General features: G+C 71.1%; 14 protein-coding genes. 5 read left to right on the plus strand and 9 right to left on the minus strand.

Annotated features, from left to right (window positions below; genetic code table 11):
- The first annotated feature begins 22 nt into the window (after positions 1-22).
- Together ACWED2_RS10430 and ACWED2_RS10435 are read left to right on the plus strand one after the other, a co-directional pair.
- Positions 23-1,129, plus strand: a complete 1,107-nt coding sequence (locus ACWED2_RS10430) for a DegT/DnrJ/EryC1/StrS family aminotransferase (protein WP_449690166.1) — start codon at positions 23-25, stop codon at positions 1,127-1,129.
- On the plus strand, positions 1,126-2,082 hold the full coding sequence (locus ACWED2_RS10435) for a Gfo/Idh/MocA family protein (RefSeq protein ID WP_449690167.1): 957 nt from the start codon (positions 1,126-1,128) through the stop codon (positions 2,080-2,082). The genes ACWED2_RS10430 and ACWED2_RS10435 overlap by 4 nt, the downstream gene beginning before the upstream one ends.
- Here the strand turns inward: ACWED2_RS10435 and ACWED2_RS10440 are convergent.
- From ACWED2_RS10440 to ACWED2_RS10470, 7 genes are all read right to left on the minus strand, one after another.
- On the minus strand, positions 2,079-3,419 hold the full coding sequence (locus ACWED2_RS10440) for a M20/M25/M40 family metallo-hydrolase (RefSeq protein WP_449690368.1): 1,341 nt from the start codon (positions 3,417-3,419) through the stop codon (positions 2,079-2,081). The genes ACWED2_RS10435 and ACWED2_RS10440 overlap by 4 nt on opposite strands.
- A gap of 85 nt (positions 3,420-3,504) precedes the next feature.
- Complete coding sequence (locus ACWED2_RS10445; RefSeq protein WP_449690168.1) at positions 3,505-4,218, minus strand: hypothetical protein; 714 nt, start codon at positions 4,216-4,218, stop codon at positions 3,505-3,507.
- On the minus strand, positions 4,215-4,724 hold the full coding sequence (locus ACWED2_RS10450; protein ID WP_449690169.1) for a SigE family RNA polymerase sigma factor: 510 nt from the start codon (positions 4,722-4,724) through the stop codon (positions 4,215-4,217). The genes ACWED2_RS10445 and ACWED2_RS10450 overlap by 4 nt, the downstream gene beginning before the upstream one ends.
- Before the next feature lie 250 nt (positions 4,725-4,974).
- Positions 4,975-5,604: an acyltransferase gene (locus ACWED2_RS10455; RefSeq protein ID WP_449690170.1), complete on the minus strand. Its 630-nt coding sequence runs from the start codon at positions 5,602-5,604 to the stop codon at positions 4,975-4,977.
- A complete protein-coding gene (locus ACWED2_RS10460) occupies positions 5,591-6,787 on the minus strand; it encodes a glycosyltransferase family 4 protein (RefSeq protein ID WP_449690369.1) in 1,197 nt (398 codons plus the stop codon). The genes ACWED2_RS10455 and ACWED2_RS10460 overlap by 14 nt, the downstream gene beginning before the upstream one ends.
- Before the next feature lie 32 nt (positions 6,788-6,819).
- A complete protein-coding gene (locus ACWED2_RS10465; RefSeq protein WP_449690171.1) occupies positions 6,820-7,749 on the minus strand; it encodes an NAD-dependent epimerase/dehydratase family protein in 930 nt (309 codons plus the stop codon).
- Positions 7,750-7,772: 23 nt separating this feature from the next.
- Positions 7,773-8,906 carry a DegT/DnrJ/EryC1/StrS family aminotransferase gene (locus ACWED2_RS10470; RefSeq protein WP_449690172.1) on the minus strand — a complete coding sequence of 378 codons (1,134 nt, stop codon included), beginning with the start codon at positions 8,904-8,906 and terminating at the stop codon, positions 7,773-7,775.
- Between the two features lie 126 nt (positions 8,907-9,032).
- Here ACWED2_RS10470 and ACWED2_RS10475 point away from each other — a divergent pair, with 126 nt between their 5' ends.
- Both ACWED2_RS10475 and lhgO read left to right on the plus strand, forming a co-directional pair.
- Entirely contained in the window at positions 9,033-12,149 is a 3,117-nt protein-coding gene (locus ACWED2_RS10475) for a BTAD domain-containing putative transcriptional regulator (protein WP_449690173.1), read from the plus strand.
- Between the two features lie 62 nt (positions 12,150-12,211).
- Positions 12,212-13,402 carry an L-2-hydroxyglutarate oxidase gene (gene lhgO, locus ACWED2_RS10480; protein ID WP_449690174.1) on the plus strand — a complete coding sequence of 397 codons (1,191 nt, stop codon included), beginning with the start codon at positions 12,212-12,214 and terminating at the stop codon, positions 13,400-13,402.
- Here the strand turns inward: lhgO and ACWED2_RS10485 are convergent.
- Both ACWED2_RS10485 and serS read right to left on the minus strand, forming a co-directional pair.
- Positions 13,399-14,400 carry a DUF3558 family protein gene (locus tag ACWED2_RS10485; protein WP_449690175.1) on the minus strand — a complete coding sequence of 334 codons (1,002 nt, stop codon included), beginning with the start codon at positions 14,398-14,400 and terminating at the stop codon, positions 13,399-13,401. The two genes, lhgO and ACWED2_RS10485, sit on opposite strands and share 4 nt — an antisense overlap.
- 64 nt (positions 14,401-14,464) lie before the next feature.
- Complete coding sequence (gene serS / locus ACWED2_RS10490) at positions 14,465-15,727, minus strand: serine--tRNA ligase (RefSeq protein WP_449690176.1); 1,263 nt, start codon at positions 15,725-15,727, stop codon at positions 14,465-14,467.
- A 118-nt stretch (positions 15,728-15,845) separates the two neighbouring features.
- On the opposite strand from serS, the gene ACWED2_RS10495 reads away from it, so the two are divergent.
- Positions 15,846-17,138, plus strand: coding sequence for an aspartate aminotransferase family protein (locus ACWED2_RS10495; protein ID WP_449690177.1), 1,293 nt, complete (start codon positions 15,846-15,848; stop codon positions 17,136-17,138).
- The last annotated feature ends 129 nt before the right edge of the window (positions 17,139-17,267 follow it).

The raw sequence follows: 17,267 nt of genomic DNA on the forward strand, positions 1-17,267 counted from the left end.
CGCCTGCCGAGAGAGACTGCCCATGATCCCCATCACCGTGGTCGACGTCCGCGACGCGGAGGACCTCGTCGTCGAGGTGCTCCGCTCCGGCGCCATCGCACAGGGACCGATGGTCAAGCGCTTCGAAGACGCCTTCGCGGCGGTCTCCGGGACGAAGCACGCGATCGCGGTCAACAACGGGACCACCGCACTCGTCGCGGCCCTCCAGGTGCTGGACCTGCAGCCGGGCGATGAGGTCATCACCTCACCGTTCACCTTCGTGGCCACGCTGAACGCGATCCTCGAGGCCGGCGCGACCGTCCGGTTCGCCGACATCCGGCGCGACGACTTCGCGCTGGACCCCGACGCCGTCGCGGCCGCGGTCACCGATCGCACGAAGGTGCTCATGCCGGTGCACCTCTACGGCCAGACGGCGGACATGGGCAAGCTCGCTCCCCTGGCCGCCGAGCGCGGCCTGCAGGTGATCGAGGACTCGGCGCAGGCCGTCGGCGCGTCGTTCGAGGGCAAGCCGGCCGGTTCGTTCGGCATCGGCTGCTTCTCGCTGTACGCGACCAAGAACATCACCACCGCCGAGGGCGGCGTCATCACCACGGACGACGACGCGCTGGCCGACAAGCTGCGCGTGCTGCGCAACCAGGGCATGCGCGCCCGCTACCAGTACGAGGTGGCCGGCCACAACTACCGGATGACCGACCTGCACGCCGCCGTGGGCATTCCGCAGCTGGCGAAGCTCGACCAGCTGACCGCGGCCCGCCAGGCGAACGCGAAGCGCCTGTCCGAAGGCCTCGCGGGCACGCCCGGTCTCGACGTCCCGCAGGTGCTGCCGGGCCGCGAGCACGTGTGGCACCAGTACACCGTGCTGGTCGGGCCGCACGCGATGCTCTCGCGCGACGAGCTCGCCGCGGCGCTGACCGAGCGCGGCATCGGCAACGGCATCTACTACCCCAAGATCGTCTTCGACTACGACTGCTACGCGGGTCACGACCTGATCCCGGGCGCGCGCGTCGAGGACTTCCCGGTGGCGCGCGCGGTTGCGGAGCAGGCGCTGTCGCTGCCGGTGCACCCGCACCTGACCGAGTCCGACCTGGACATCATCATCGAAACCGTTCGCGAGGTACTGGGCGCATGACGCATCGGATCGCTCTTGTCGGTACCGGGAACATGGGTTCCCTCCACGCCCGGGTGCTCGCCGGCAACGAGCGCGTCGAGCTGGTCCGCGTGATCGATCCGCGTGAGGAAGCCGGCAAGGCCGTCGCCGAGCGGTACGAAACCCGGTGGACGCCGGAAATCGGCTCACTGTCCGATGTGGACGCCGTGGTGCTGGCCTCGGCCACCGAGGCGCACTACGACCTGGCGCAGGAGATCCTCGGCCAGGACAAGCCGATGCTGGTGGAAAAGCCGGTGTGCAACAGCTTCGAGCTGTCGCAGGAGATCGTCTCGCTGTCGGCGAAGAAGGACGTCCCGCTGATGTGCGGGCTGCTGGAGCGCTACAACCCGGCGGTGATGACCGCGCGGGCGCTGGTGCAGGAGCCGGTGCACCTGATGGCCCGCCGCCACGGCCCGTACGCGCCGCGCATCAAGACCGGCGTGGCGTGGGACCTGCTGGTGCACGACGTCGACCTGGCGATCCAGTTCTTCGGCGGCGCAACGCCATCGCGGGTGACGTCCGGCGCGGGTTACTTCCACCCGTCGTCGGTCGAGGGCGCCGAGGACACCATCGAGACGGTGCTGTCGTTCCCGACCGGGCTGGCCACGGTGTCGGCCTCGCGGCTGGGGCAGAAGAAGGTCCGCTCGCTGGTGGTGTCCGAGCTCGACCGGCTGATCGAGATCGACCTGCTGCGCCGCGACGTCACGATCTACCGGCACGTCTCGCACGACTCCGTCACCCCGGACGGCCTCGGCTACCGGCAGCAGACGGTGATCGAGATCCCGGAGCTCGTCACGGCCCGCGAGCCGCTGGCCACCCAGCTCGACCGGTTCTGCGACCTCCTCGAAGGCAAGATCGACGCCGACGCCGAGCGCGACCTGATCCTGCCGTCGCACCACGTCGTCGAGCAGGTGCTGACGCAGGCCGCGGCCTAACTCACCGGCACCGGGAACGCCGCCGGGCTCCGCCGTCCGCCGGGGCCCACCGCGCGGACACCGAAGAAGACGTTGTCCTTGGACAGGTCGATCTTCGCCGTCAGTGCCGGGCCGACGGCGATGGCGTGCGTCCAGTCCGGGGCCGTCGTCTCGCGCCAGAGCACCTCGTAGCTCGTCGCGCCCGGGGTGGCCGTCCAGAGCAGTTCCGAGTCGTTCGTCAGCGCCGCCGTGCGGATCTTCACGCCCTTCGGGGTGCCGGGCGCCGTGGCGAGCGACCACAGTGCCGCCCCGTTCACCCGGGCGACCCGCGCGATGAACGGGAAGTCGCAGAACTCCGGGAGATCGCCGTACTGGACGCCGTTCTCGACGCGGACGTCCTGGTGCTGGTGGGCGAAGTCCTCGTTCGGCTCGGTGAACCGCACGGCCGGGTAGCCCTGCTCCAGGAAGCCGATGTGGTCGCCGCCGCGCAGGTAGCGGTCGCGGCGGTGGACGACCCGGACGGTCATGCCGGTCGCGTCGTTCTCCGCCACCGACTTCACGAACCGGGCCAGCTGCCGCGGCGGGGAGTCGTTCTCGCCGCCGATGCTGCGGCGCAGGTTCGCCTCGGCCGGTGTCTCGGCCGTCGGGACACCCTCGGCGAAGAGGCGGATCGTGAAGGGATCGCGCGTGCCGTCGTCGGCGCGGCTCGAGCCGACGATGTCGTCGGTGAACATCGCCTGGACGTCGGTGCCGGCGGATTTGAACTGCTGCGCCATGAACCGTGAGCCGTAAAGGCCCTGCTCCTCGCCCGCGACGGCGGCGAAGACGATCGTCGCGGCCGGCTGCCGGGTCGAGAGCACCCGGGCCAGCTCGAGCGAGACCGCGACACCCGAAGCGTCGTCGTCCGCGCCCGGCGCGTCCCCGGTGAAGTCCATGACGTCGGAGCGGCGCGAGTCGTAGTGCCCCGAAACGACGTACACGCGGCCGGGATCGGTGGCGCCGTGCAGCGTCGCGACGACGTTGGTGATCTTCGTCGGCACCGGGATCCGGTCGGCCGGCGGCTGGAAGTACGACTGCAGCTCGACGCTCAGCCGCCCGCCGGAAGCCGTCGCGACCTGCTGGAACTGCTCGAAGAGCCAGTCGCGTGCCGCCCCGATCCCGCGGGCGGGGTCGTCCTGCGCGGAGAGCGTGTGCCGGGTGCCGAACGCGGCCAGCCGCCGCACGGTCGCTTCGATCCGCCGTTCGTCGACCTGGCGGAGCAGGGCCCGCAACTCCGCGTCGGGACGCTGGGGCTTCGTCGGGACACCGGGTCCACGGTCGCCGAATTCGGCAGCTCCCGCCGGGGCGGCGGCCGCCATTCCCAGAGCGGCGGACGCAGTGAGGAACGCTCGTCGAGAGGTCACGATTCACGTCTTACGCCCGCATCGGGTGGGCGGGTACCGCCTACTTGGTGAGCCGCTTCCCGTCGGCGTCGAAGGCGATCAGGGGCGTCAGGACGGCGGAGTCCGGGACCTCGTCGGGGTTGAACCAGAAGAACACCACGCTCGGGTCCGCCGACCACTTGGCCAGTTTCGCCTCGACCGTCCGGCCGTGCACCGTGGTCGTGACCTTCCCCGCCGGGCCGGCGAAGTAGCCGAAGACCGGGATCACCTGGTTGCCGATCACCTCGCCGCCGTCGGTGGCGTGGAAGCCGAACGACCGGTCGGAGCCGCGGGTCTCGTTCGTCGCCAGCACGGACTGCAAGGAGGTCCCGGACCGGAAGCCGGCCACCAGGCCGAAGCGGGTGCCCGGCAGTTCCGGCGCGTCGACGGCCCGCGCGTACAGGACGATCTCGCCGTCCGGGGTCCGGATCCCGGTGCCGACGACGTCCCCGATCGGCTGCTCCACCGGGGTGGTCGACATCGGCGCCGCCGACGTCGACGGGGACGGGGACGGCGGCTGCGCGACCGGCGCGGGCGCGGGCTGCCGCAGCTGGATGGCGAACACCACGACGAGCACGACGGCGGCCGCGGCGGCCACCCCGGCGGTGCCGGTCAGGAGCCGGCGCCGGCGCCGGATGCGCCGCCCACCGGCCATGATCCGGGCCAGGTCGGGCTCGGCGAAGGGCTCCTCGGGCGGCTGCCGGAGGGCGGCGCGGAAGTCGTCGAGCTCGTTCACCGCCCGCTCCTCCCGATCAGCGTGTCCTCCGGGTCCGCCTCGACCCGCAGCTTGGCCAGCGCCCGCGAGTTCGTGCTCTTCACGGTACCCAGTGAAACGCCGAGCTCACGGGCCACGTCGGCTTCCGGTAGGTCGAAGAAGTGCCGCAGCACGACGACGGCGCGTTCGCGGTCGGTCAGCGTCCTGAGCACGGCGGTGAGCCACGCGCGCTGGGTGACGACCCGGTCGACGTCGAGGCGGTCCTGCCGCTCGGGCACGGTTTCGGCGGCATACTCGCGGATCGGCCGCCGCCAGCCGTCGATGACGTGGTTGACCAGCACGGTCCGGGCGTAGCCGTAGGCGTCCTTGTGCCGCACCCGCGACCAGGCGGCGTAGGTGCGGGTGAAGGCGGTCTGGGCGGCGTCTTCCGCCTGGTGGCGGTCACCGGTGAGCAGGAACGCGGCGTGGGTGAGCCGGGCCGAGGACGCGCGGACGAACTCCGCGAACTCCTCGTCGCCGCGCGCCATGGATCACCTCGCTCCGTCCTTCCAGCGACGGCCGAAGCGCCGGAAGGTTGCCTCTCGATCTTTTCCGAGGTTACCGGGCCGGCCTGAAACGTTGCGTAACCGATATCTCGCGCTCGGTCACTGAGTACTAGATTGTGCTGCGTACGGGCCGTGCGGTTCCGTGCGTAGGACTTCACCGCCGGGAGGATCGGGCGGTTTCACGACGGCGGCGCCGGTGTCCGGCGCCGCCGTCATCCATGTCACGCGCGAGCTACTCCTGCGAGAAGTCCCCGGACGGCGCACCCCAGCCGGACCGGCCGGAACCACGTTCCTCGGCGATCGCCCGGCGGCGCGCGTTCTCCGCGCGGACCCGGTCCACTTCGGACTGGATGTACTCCTCGTCGTAGCGCTGGAACACCCGCGCCGGGTTTCCCGCCACCAGCGTCCGCGGCGGGACGTCCTTGGCCACCACCGAATTCGGCTGGACCGTCGCGAAGTCGCCGATCGTCACGCCCGCCATGATGACCACCAGGCCGCCGATGAAGCAGCCCTTGCCGATCTTGACCGGTTTGCGCTCGATCAGGTCGCTGCCCGAATGGTTCTGCAGCGTCATGTTCGCCAGCCAGCTGGAATGCGTGAAGATCAGCGTGTTCAGGCCGATGCTGGTGTGCTCGCCGATCTCCAGGCCGCCGCTCGCGTCGAGCGCCGCTCCTTCACCCACCCAGCAGTGGTCGCCCATCTTCAGGTTTTCCGGGCTGATGATCTTCACGCGCTCGCGCACGCGGCACGTCGAGGGCAGCCCGTAGAACTGCGCGCGCTCGGCGTCGTTCATGTACTGCGAGACGAGCTCGGTCAGGATCTGCGGGCGCAGCCGGTGGCTGCGCTCGTCATCGAAGAACATCGGCTTCCGACACCAGCTTCTCGAAGGTCCTGAGGTGCTCTTCCGCGACGACGTCGAGGCCGAAGTTCGACCGCACCATGTCGCTCTCCCGCTGCGCGATCAGGGCCCGCTTCTCCGGGTCGTCGAGCAGCTCGATCACCGTGCGCGCCACGGCTTCCGCATCGTCGGGACGCACCAGCAGCACGTTCTCGCCGTTGCGCAGCTCGATGCCCGGGTAGTTGTCCTCGGTGACCGACGCGATCGTCGCCGTGCCGGACAGCATCGCCTCCAGTGACGCCGTGCCGCAGCCGCCGTTGAGGTCGTGCGTGACGATGTCCGCCGCCGCGAAGTACGCCGGGACGTCCTCCTTCGGCACCGCGCCCGTGACCACCAGCGCGTCCGAAACCCCCAGCTCGGCGGCCCGCTTCAGGAACGCGTCGTGGTACACGCGGCCGACGACGGCCACCCGGACACCCGGGTGCTTGTCCAAAATGGACGGCAGGGCCTCGATCAGCGGCAGCCGGTTGCGCAGCGGGATGACGTGCCCGAGTGACACGATCAGCGGGGCGTCGCCGATCCCGTGCTCCGCGCGGACGTCCTTCGTCACCGGCTTCGCGAAGTGCCCGGTGTCGACGGCGATCGGGAAGTACTCCGAGTTCGCGTCGCTGGTGCCGTAGCGGTCGACGCAGTAGTCGACACCCAGCTTGTCGAGGATGACGTACCGCGGCTTCAGGTACGCGAGGATCGGCCGCACGAGCACCGCGTCGAGCAGCCGGAACACCCCGCCGTACAGCTTGTTGTCGCTGATCAGCAGGGTGTGGATGGTCAGCAGCGCGGGGACGTCGCGCCGCCGCGCCCAGATCCCGGCCAGCCACGACAGGTCGAAGAACTGGCCGTGCAGGTGGATCGCGTCCGGCTTGAACTCGTCCAGCAGCTTCCACAGCCGCCGCCAGTTGCCCGGCCGCGGCGACGCGAAGCTCATGTCGAAGTCGATCGACAGGCCGATCTGCGGCATCTTCACCGCGGGGAAGCGCACGACGCGGTAGCCGTCGCGCTCCTCTTCGGCCGGGGCATCGCCGTACGCGGCCGTGATCGCGAGGACCTCGTGCCCGGCCGCGGCGAACTGCGCCGCCAGCGACGCCGCCATGTGCGCGCTGCCGCCCACGCGGGGCGGGAAGAAGTTGTTCACCACCGCGATGCGCATCGCACGCCGTTGGGCAGGCCCCGCGGTGGTGCTCACTCGGTTTCCTTGACCAGATCCCGCATCCCGTCTTCGACGGTGATCCGCGGCTCCCAGCCCAGCACGTCACGCGCCCGGCTGATGTCGGCGGCGCGCCGCGAGACCAGCACGTCACGTTCGTTGAACAGCGGCTCGACGTCGACGCCGACCGCCTCGATGAGGATCTTGGCCAGCGCCGCGATCGACGTGTCGATGCCGGTGCCGATGTTGATCGGCACGTTCGCCTTCTCCGACTCCAGCGCCGCGACGACGGCCCGCGCGAGGTCGGTGACGTGCACGAAGTCCATCGACTGGTCGCCGCGGCCGTCGATGATCGGCGGCTGGCCGGCGCGCAGGCGCTGGATGAAGTGGTTGATCACCGACGTGTAGTAGGCCTCGATCTTCTGGCCGGGGCCGTACACGTTGAAGAACCGCAGCGCGTTCCAGGACAGGCCCTTCTGGCGCTCGTAGAAGGCGAGCAGGTCTTCGCCGGCGCGCTTCGAGATGCAGTACGGCGTCAGCGGGCGCAGCTCGTCGTCCTCGTGCATCGGCAGCCGCTTCGGATCGCCGTAGACCGACGCGGTCGAAGCGAACACCAGCCGCTCGACGCCCTCGTCGGCGGCCGCGGCGAAGACGTTGTGGTTGCCGATCATGTTGATGTCGATCGACTCGTGCGGGTCGGCGATCGACTTGTTGATCGACACCGTCGCGAAGTGGATGACGTGCGTGCAGCCGCGCATCGCCTCGCGCACCGCGCCGCCGTAGCGGACGTCCTTCTCGACCAGCTCGACCTTGCCGGTGGCCACGAACTCGTTGACGCGGGCGCGGTCGCCGCGGGTCATGTTGTCGAAGATCCGGACCGTGTAGCCGCCCTCGAGCAGCAGCGGGATCACGTGCGCGGCGATGAAGCCACCGCCCCCGGTGAAGAGCACCTTCTTGTCGGACACCAATTTCTCCTCGGTAGGCGGCTTCAGGACAGGGACTGCACGGCTTCGCGCACGACCTCGGCGACCCGGGTGACTTCCGCGTCGGTGAGGTTGGCGTGCATCGGGATGGCGAGCTGACGCGCGAACGCGTCGGCCGAGACGGGCAGCGGGGCCTGAGGCCCGTAGATCGGCTGCAGGTGCGAGGCGTAGGTGCCGAAGTTGCACTGGACACCTTGTTGGCGGATCCGCAGGGCGAGCGTGTCGCGGCTGACCTCGGGCGCGACCGTGAGCAGGTACGCCTGCCACGGGTGCTCGCGGTCGGGCAGCTCCACCGGCGCGGTCAGCGCGTCGACGTCCGCGAAGGCTTCGTGGTATCGCTTCGCGACCGAGCGGCGGGCGGCGAGGAGGTCGGGGAGGCGGTCGAGCTGGACGTTCATGATCGCGGCCTGGACGTCCGACAGGCGGAAGTTGTAGCCGAGCTCGTGGAACTCCGGGATGGGCAGCGTGTCCGAGCCTTCGCGGCTGATCGCCGGCTCGATGCCGTAGGTGTGCAGCTTGCGGGCGCGGGCGATGAGGTCTTCGCGGTCGGAGACCAGCGCGCCGCCCTCGCCCGCGGTGATGCCCTTGCGGCCGTGGAAGGAGAACGCGGCGAGGTCGGCGAGGCTGCCGGCCGGGCGCGTCTTGTACGTCGCCCCGGCGGCGCAGGCGGCGTCCTCGAAGAGCCAGAGGCCGTGCTTGTCGGCGATGGCGCGGTATTCGTCGAAGTCACCGGGCTGGCCGGCGACGTCGACCGCGAGGATGCCGACCGTCTTCGGCGTGATCAGGGCTTCGACGTGCGCCGGGTCCGCGCTGAAGACGTCCGGGCGGATGTCGGCGAACACCGGCTTCGCGCCCGCCTGGACGACGGCGTGGCCGGTGGCGGGGAACGTGTAGTCGCCGACGATCACCTCGTCGCCCGGCCGGACGCCGAGGACCTTGAGCCCGAGGAAGAGCGCCGAACCGCAGTTCGCCGTCGTCAACGCGTGCGCCGTGCCGGTGACCTGGGCGAACCGCTCTTCGAAACGACGGCACGCCGGTCCGGCACCGGCCAGCCACCCGGATCGGAAGACCTCGGCGACCGCAGCGAGCTCCTCTTCGCCCACGGTGGGTTGACCTAGGGCAATGCTCTCGGACGACATACCTCTCCCATTGCGTGGGGACCTGGCGAAGTGTATATACGCACACTCAGGTGATTCACAGGACCACGCCGAACTCCCGTTTGGAGTGACCTTCGCCGCAGGTCGGGGACGTCTTAGGCTGGGTCCATGCGATTCGGGGTGCTGGGGGCCGTCGCCGCGTGGCGCCGGGACGGCACGCAGGTGGCGGTGGGCGGCCCGCGGTCGCGGACGCTGCTGGCGTTGCTCTCGCTCGAGGCCGGGCGGTTCGTGCCGGCCGAGCGGCTGATCGACGGCATGTACGGCGAACACCCGCCGGACGGCGCCGCGAACGCCCTCCAGTCGCAGGTGTCGCGGCTGCGGACGGCCCTGAAGGACCTCGCGCCGGTCGAGTTCACCGCGGCCGGGTACCGGCTGGCGGTCGCACCGGACGAAGTGGACGTCCACTGCTTCGAACGGCTCGTCCGCGAAGGCCGCGCGCTGCTGAAGAACGGTGAGCACGCACGGGCCGCGACGGTGCTGGGCGAGGCGCTGGCGCTGTGGCGCGGGGCCGCGTTCACCGACCTGGCGGACGCGCCCTTCGCCACCGCGCAGGCCACCCGGCTCGAAGAGCTGCGCGCGGACGCCGTGGACGACCACGTCGAGGCCCGGCTGGCGCTCGGGCAGGCCGAAGACGTGCTCGCCGGCCTGCGGGAGACCGTCGCCGCGCAGCCGCTGCGGGAACGGCCGCGCGCGCAGCTGGTGCGGGCGCTGGCCGCCGCGGGACGGCCGGCCGACGCGCTCGCCGCGTTCGAGGACGCCCGCCGCACCCTGGCCGACGAGCTCGGCGCCGACCCGGGCCCGGAGCTCGCCGAAGCGCACCTCGCGGTGCTTCGCGGCGAAACCGAGAAGCCGGTCCTCCCGGCGTTGCCCGCCCAGCTCACCACCTTCGTCGGCCGCGATGCCGAGCTGCGGCAGGTGGCGGAGCTGCTGGCGCGGGCCCGGCTCGTGACCCTGACCGGCCCGGGCGGCGCCGGCAAGACCCGGCTCGCCGTCGAGGTCGCCGCGGCCCAGGCCGGTCCGGTGGCGTTCGTCGAGCTCGCCCCGCACGGCGGTGGCGACGTCGCCGGCGCGGTGCTGGCCGCGCTCGGCCTGCGCGAGAGCTCGCGCGGCGGCCCGCAGGACCCGGTCGAGCGGCTGGTGTCGGCGCTGCGCGACCGCCCGGTGCTGCTGGTGCTCGACAACTGTGAGCACGTCGTCGACGTGGCGGCCCGGCTGGCCGCGCGCCTGCTCGCCGCCTGCCCGGGGCTGCGGGTGCTGGCCACCAGCCGGGAGCCGCTCGGCATCACCGGCGAGCAGCTGGCGCCGGTGCCGCGGCTGGCCGTTCCGCCGCCGGGGACGCCGGTTGAGCGCAGCCGGGAGTTCGCGGCCGTCCGGCTGTTCGCCGACCGCGCGGCGGCGAGCGATCCCGCGTTCACGCTCGACGAGTCGACCATCGGCGACGTCCAGCACGTCTGCGCGGCCCTCGACGGCCTGCCGCTGGCCCTGGAGCTGGCGGCGGCCCGTGTCCGGACGCTGTCCCTCGGCGAGATCGCCGCCCGGCTCGACGACCGGTTCCGCCTGCTGGCCCGCGGTAGCCGGACGGCCGAGGCCCGGCACCGCTCGCTGCGCGGCGTCGTCGAGTGGAGCTGGGACCTGCTGACCGGCGAGGAGCGCTCGCTGGCCAGGAGGCTCGCGGTGTTCTCCGGCGGCGCGACCGCCGCGGCCGCCGCCGAGGTGTGCGGCGCCGGCGTCGACCTGCTGCCGGAGCTGGCCGACAAGTCCCTGGTGGAAGCGGTCGGCGGCCGGTTCCGGATGCTGGAGACGATCCGCGCGTTCGGCGGTGAGAAGCTCGCCGAAGCGGGCGAGGCGACGGAGTTCCACCGCGCGCACGCCGAGTACTTCCTGCGGTTCGCCGCCGAGGCGGACCCGAAGCTGCGGACGGCGGAGCAGCTGGACTGGCTGGCGCGGCTCGACGCCGACTACGACAACATCCTGGCGGCGTTGCGCTGGTCGACCGAGCACGACGTGGTGCTGGCGCTGCGGCTGGTGCCGCTGCTGGCGATGTACTGGTGGATGCGCGGGCGCCGGTTCGAGGGCGCCGGGCTGTCGCTGGCGGTGGTGTCGCGGTGCCCGCCCGAGCTGCGCGAGGAGTACGTCGAGGAGTTCCTGGTGTGCGTGCTCGGCGCGCTGGCCGGGCAGCGGCACGAGTCGCTGGAGCAGTACCTGCCGCTGGTGCACCGGTACGCGACGGACGGTTCGTGGGCACCCCGCAACCCGATGCTGGTGATGCTGCTGGGCGTGGTGGTCGGCCCGCCGGGCGACGACGCCGAGCAGCTCGGCCAAGGCCTGCTGACGGCCGGTGACGCGTGGGGCTGGGCACTGCTGCCGATGGGCATGGGCCTGCGGTCGATGATGTCGGGCGACCTGGCGGGCGCCGAGGAGGGCCTGCGCGAAGGTGCGGCGCAGTTCCGCGCGCTGGGCGAGCGGTGGGGCCTGTCGATGGCCCTGGACCACCTTTCCCAGCTGCTGACCTGGCGGGGTGAGTACGCGGCGGCGTTGCCGCTGATGGACGAGGCACTGGGCCTGATGCACGAGATCGGCGCGACGGACGACATGGCCGACCTGATCTGCCGCCGCGCGTGGACGCACCTGCTGTCGGGCGACCACGCCCGCGCCCGCGCGGACTACGAACTGGCGGCGGCGACGGCCCGCCGGTCGGGCATGCCGGAATCCCGCGCGGCGGCGTACGTCGGGCTGGCGAACCTGGCCCGGCAGTCGGGCGATCTGGCCGCGGCCCGGGAGCTGGGCGAGCGCGCGCTGGCGGAGTGCGCGGGAGGCTCGTTCTCGTCGGAGGCCGTCCGCGCGACGGCGTTGGTTTCACTGGGCTGGCTGGCGCTGGCCGAGGGCGACCGGTCATCGGCGGTCTCGCTGCACCGCTCGGCGGTGCTGATCGGACGGCAGTGGAACGCGAGTGACGTGGTGGCGCTCGCGCTGGAGGGCCTTGCGGGAGCAACCCGGCCCCCGGAGGCGGCGGTCCTGCTGGGCACGGCGGCCGCGGTGAGGGGCACGGAGATCAGCGGCCCGGACGTGACGGCGGTCCGGGGGCGGCTGGTGGAGTCGCTCGGGGTGGACGGGTTCGAGCGGGCGTACCGGACGGGGCTGGGGATGACCGATTCCCAAGCGTTCATCGGCCGGCTCGCCGGCGAAATCGAAGGGGTCGAACCGGCGGCCTTGGCCGGCGAATAGCGACCGCCGGCTTGGCGGGCCTTCCTTAACCACCTGGTGAGACTCGCGTAGCCTGATCGACCGTGCGTAACGTGGTAGTCGTCGGGGGCGGGATCGTCGGTCTGGCCGTGGCCTGGGAGCTGACCAGGCGCGGGCTGGACGTCACCGTCCTGGAAAAGGAATCCCGCTGGGCGGCCCACCAGACCGGGCACAACTCGAACGTCGTGCACGCCGGGCTCTACTACAAGCCCGGGTCCTTCAAGGCGCGGATGTCCGTCGCCGGCAACCGGTCCATCGTGGACTTCGCGCGGCAGTACGGCGTGCCCGTCGAGGTGTGCGGGAAGCTCGTCGTCGCCACCGATGAAAAAGAGATCCCCGCGCTCAACACCCTCGCCGAGCGCGCCGAGGCCAACGGTGTCCCGGCCAAGCAGATCTCGCCCGCCGAAGCGCGCGAGTACGAGCCCGAGGTCGCCTGCGTCGCCGCGTTGCGCGTCGAATCCACCGGGATCATCGACTTCCCGGCCGTCTGCCACGCGCTCGTCCGGCTGCTCGACGAAGCCGGCGTCGACCTGCGGCTCGACTCGCCCGCGCTGGCCATCCGGGCCGGCCGCAACGGCGGGGTCGAGGTCGCGACCGGTGACGACGTCGTCCAGGCCGACGCGCTGGTGAACTGCGCCGGCCTGCACTCCGACCGCGTCGCGCGGCTGGCCGGGCTGACGCCGTCGGCGAAGATCGTGCCGTTCCGCGGTGAGTACTACGAGCTCAAGCCGGACCGGCGGCACCTGGTCAAGGGCCTGATCTACCCCGTGCCGGACCCGACGCTGCCGTTCCTCGGCGTGCACCTCACCCGCATGCTCGACGGCAGCGTGCACGCCGGCCCGAACGCCGTGCTCGCGCTGCGCCGCGAGGGCTACCGCTGGCGCGACTTCTCCGCGAAGGACGTCGCCGAGGTCGCGGCCTTCCCCGGCGCCTGGCGGCTCGCGCGCAAGTACGCGTTCCCGACCGGGCTCGACGAGGTCCGCCGCTCGTTCTCGAAGAAGCGGTTCGCCGCGAGCCTCGCGCGGCTCGTCCCGGCCGTCACCGAGGACGACATCGTCCGCCACGGCTCCGGCGTGCGCGCCCAGGCGATGCGCCGCGACGGTTCGCTCGTCGACGACTTCCTCATCGAGACCACGCGCGACCAGGTGCACGTGCTGAACGCGCCGTCGCCGGCCGCGACGAGCGCGCTGGAGATCGCGCGCCACATCGCCGACCAGGTGTCTTCGGAGAGTTAGCCCGGCAGGTTCGCGGTCACCAGCGGCAGGCCCTGCTTCACGAGGTCGCAGGTCTTCGCGTCGTCGCCGACGAACCCGCTGACCACCTGCACCGACGACGTGTCGGTGATCGCCAGGGTCGCGCCGCAGGTGACCCGCAGGCCGCCCATGTTCGGGAACAGGCCCCACTTCCGGCCGCCGACGTCGACGGTCTCGGTCGGGGTGACGCCCTTCGCGCCCGGCCACTCCCCGACCGGTGTGCTGGGGCCGAACCAGACCTCGAACGCCTTCTGGCCGCCGTCGCCGTCGGTGTCGTCCCAGAGGCAGAACGACGCGTTCGGCACCGTGGACGAGTTGTCCTTCTTCCCGTCCGGCGAGATGTCCTTCAGCTGGGACACCTGGTCCGGCTTCAGCGCGGTGCACGGGTCCGCCGCCAGCAGCGGGCCGCCCGGCTCGGGCTTCGCCGACGTCGACGGCGTGACCGGCGGGGCGTCCTGCCCGCCCGGCAGGTGCGCCGCGGCCTGCGGGATCGCGAGCTTCGCCAGCTCGCACGACCGGTCGAGCTTGCCCGCCGAGACGCCGACGTAGGCGAACGACTTGGCGCCGAGCAGGGCGTAGAACGTGCAGTCGTCGGGCAGGATCGAGGCGTACTGCGTCCAGCTCAGCCCGCCGATCTGCTGCGGCTCGGACTTCTTGACCGCGCCGGCGACGTACTCGTTGAAGTCCATGTCCGTGGCGAGGCCGACGTTCAGGACGGCCAGCGGCTCGACGTCGTCCTTCGAGTTCCACAGGCACATCGGCGGCTGGAGCCGGGCCTTGTTCTCCTTGACCGGCTTCCCCGGGGACTTGTAGCCGAGGGCGTCGACCTGGGCTTCGTCGAGCAGCGTGCAGGCGTCGACGGCCTTGACGATCGGCCCCTGGCCGGGGACGGGCGACGCGGAGCCGCCGACCGTCACCGTGCAGCCGGTCACCACGGTCACGGCCGCCAGCGCGACCGCGACCCGCCACTTCATCCGCATGTGTCCTCCCGTTCGGCCCGGACTGTACTGGGACGAACGGAGCAGCACCGCGGATCCGCCCGAATCAGCGAGGCGTGAGGACTTCCTTGCCGCCGACGAACGGGCGCAGCGCCTCCGGTACCCGGACCGAGCCGTCTTCCTGCTGGTGGTTCTCGACGATCGCGACGATCCAGCGGGTGGTGGCCAGGGTGCCGTTGAGCGTCGCGGCGATCTGCGGCTTGCCGTTCTCGTCGCGGTAGCGGACCGAGAGACGGCGGGCCTGGAACGTCGTGCAGTTGGACGTCGAGGTCAGCTCGCGGTAGGTCTCCTGGGTGGGGATCCACGCCTCGCAGTCGAACTTGCGGTGCGCGGACGTGCCGAGGTCGCCGGTCGCGGTGTCGATCACCCGGTAGGGCACCTCGATCTTCGCGAGCATCTCCTCTTCCCAGCCCAGCAGCCGCTCGTGCTCCGCCTCGGCGTCTTCCGGCTTGGCGTAGACGAACATCTCCACCTTGTCGAACTGGTGGACGCGGATGATGCCGCGGGTGTCCTTGCCGTACGAGCCGGCCTCGCGGCGGTAGCAGGACGACCAGCCCGCGTAGCGGTTCGGGCCGTCGTTCAGGTCGAGGATCTCGTCGGCGTGGAAGCCGGCGAGCGGCACCTCCGACGTCCCGACGAGGTAGAGGTCGTCGTCCTCGAGGTGGTAGATCTCGCTCGAGTGCTGCCCGAGGAAGCCGGTGCCCGCCATGATCTCGGGCCGGACCAGCGACGGCGTGATCATCGGCGTGAAGCCGTTCTCGAGCGCCTGCGCGATGGCCATGTTGAGCAGGCCGAGCTGCAGCTGCGCGCCGACGCCGGTGAGGAAGTAGAACCGCGAGCCCGAGACCTTCGCGCCGCGTTCCATGTCGACGCCGCCGAGGCCTTCGAGCAGCTCGAGGTGGTCCTTCGGGGCGAAGCCGAGCTTGGTCGGTTCGCCGACGTGCTTGACGACGGCGAAGTCGTCCTCGCCGCCGACGGGGGCATCCGGGTGGACGAGGTTCGGCACGGTCCGGAACAGCGTGTCGAACTCCTCCGACGCGGTGTTCTGCTCCGCCTCGGCCGCCTTGACCTGCGCGGCGAGCTCCTTGGCGGTGGCCAGGAGCTGCTGCTTTTCTTCGGGCGGCGCCTTCGGGATCTGCTTGCCCAGTAGCTTCTGCTCGTTGCGCAGCTTGTCGGCGGCCGCGATCGAAGACCGGCGCCGGGTGTCGAGGGAGAGCAGCTTGTCGACCACTCCCTCGTCTTCACCACGAGCGCGCTGCGACGCGCGCACGGCTTCCGGGTCATCGCGCAGAGTCCTGGGGTCAATCACGGGTCAGAGGGTAGTCCGTACAGACTGTGCGTCCCTACTGGGTTATCCCGACAGTCTGATCGTTGAAGCGCTGTTCACGGCCTCCTCATACTCGCTTGAGACCCCGAGGAGGCGTTCGATGACCGATGAGCTGCTCGCCCGGCACCGCGCAGTCATGCCGTCCTGGATGTCGCTGCTCTACGAAGAGCCGATCGAGATCGTGCACGCGCACGACCGCCGCATGACGGACTCCCAGGGGCGCACCTACCTGGACTTCTTCGCGGGGGTGCTGACCAACTCGATGGGCTACGACGTCGCCGAGATCGGCGACGCGGTCCGCAAGCAGCTCGACACGGGCATCCTCCACACCTCGACGCTGTACCTGATCAGGTCCCAGGTCGAGCTGGCGGAGCGGATCGCCGCGCTGTCCGGCATCCCGGACGCCAAGGTGTTCTTCACGAACTCGGGCAGCGAGGCCAACGACACGGCGCTGATGCTGGCGACCCAGTACCGCCGCAGCAACCAGGTGCTGGCGATGCGCAACTCCTACCACGGCCGCTCGTTCGGAACCGTCGCGATCACGGGCAACCGCGGCTGGTCGGCATCGGCACTGAGCCCGGTGAAGGTCAACTACGTCCACGGTGGGTACCGGTACCGAAGCCCGTTCCGTTCGCTTTCCGACGCGGACTACATCGACGCGTGCGTGGCGGACCTGGTGGACGTCCTGAACACGGCAACGGCGGGCGACGTGGCCTGCCTGATCGCGGAGCCGATCCAGGGCGTTGGCGGCTTCAGCCTCCCACCGGACGGCCTGTTCCGGGCGATGAAGGAGGTGCTCGACGAGTACGGGGTGCTCTTCATCTCGGACGAGGTCCAGACGGGCTGGGGCCGCACGGGCGAGCACTTCTGGGGCATCGAAGCGCACGGCGTGACACCGGACATGATGACGTTCGCGAAGGGGCTGGGCAACGGCCTGGCGGTCGGCGGCGTGGTCGCACGCGGCGACGTCCTGGACTGCTTCCAGGCCCAGTCGTTCTCGACGTTCGGAGGCAACCCGGTATCGATGGCCGGCGCGACGGCCGTCCTGGACTACATCAAGGACCACGACCTCCAGGCGAACTGCGCGGCCCGGGGAGAGCAGCTGCTGTCGGGCTTGCGGGCGGCCGAGTCGCCGATCGTGGCGGAGGTGCGCGGAAAGGGCCTGATGATCGGAGTGGAGCTGATCAAGCCGGGGACAACAGAGCCGAACATCCCGGCGGCGGCCAGGATGCTGGAGGAGACGAAGAAGCGCGGGCTCCTGATCGGCAAGGGAGGCCTCCACGGCAACGTCCTGCGGCTCGGCCCCCCGATGACGCTGACCGCGGACGAGGCCCAAGAGGGGTTGGAAATCTTGGTGGACGCACTGGCGGCAACGCGCGCAGCACTGGCTTGACCCAAGAGAGGAGCGGGGTGGTCATCCCGGAGCCTGCGCGTCCAGCGAGGACAGTATTTTCTTTCAGCCGCGGCAGGACAACCCCACCCACGAGCACCGATGCCCTCAGTGCCCTCCGCTAGCGTGGAA

Source organism: Amycolatopsis sp. NPDC005003, from assembly GCF_053600695.1.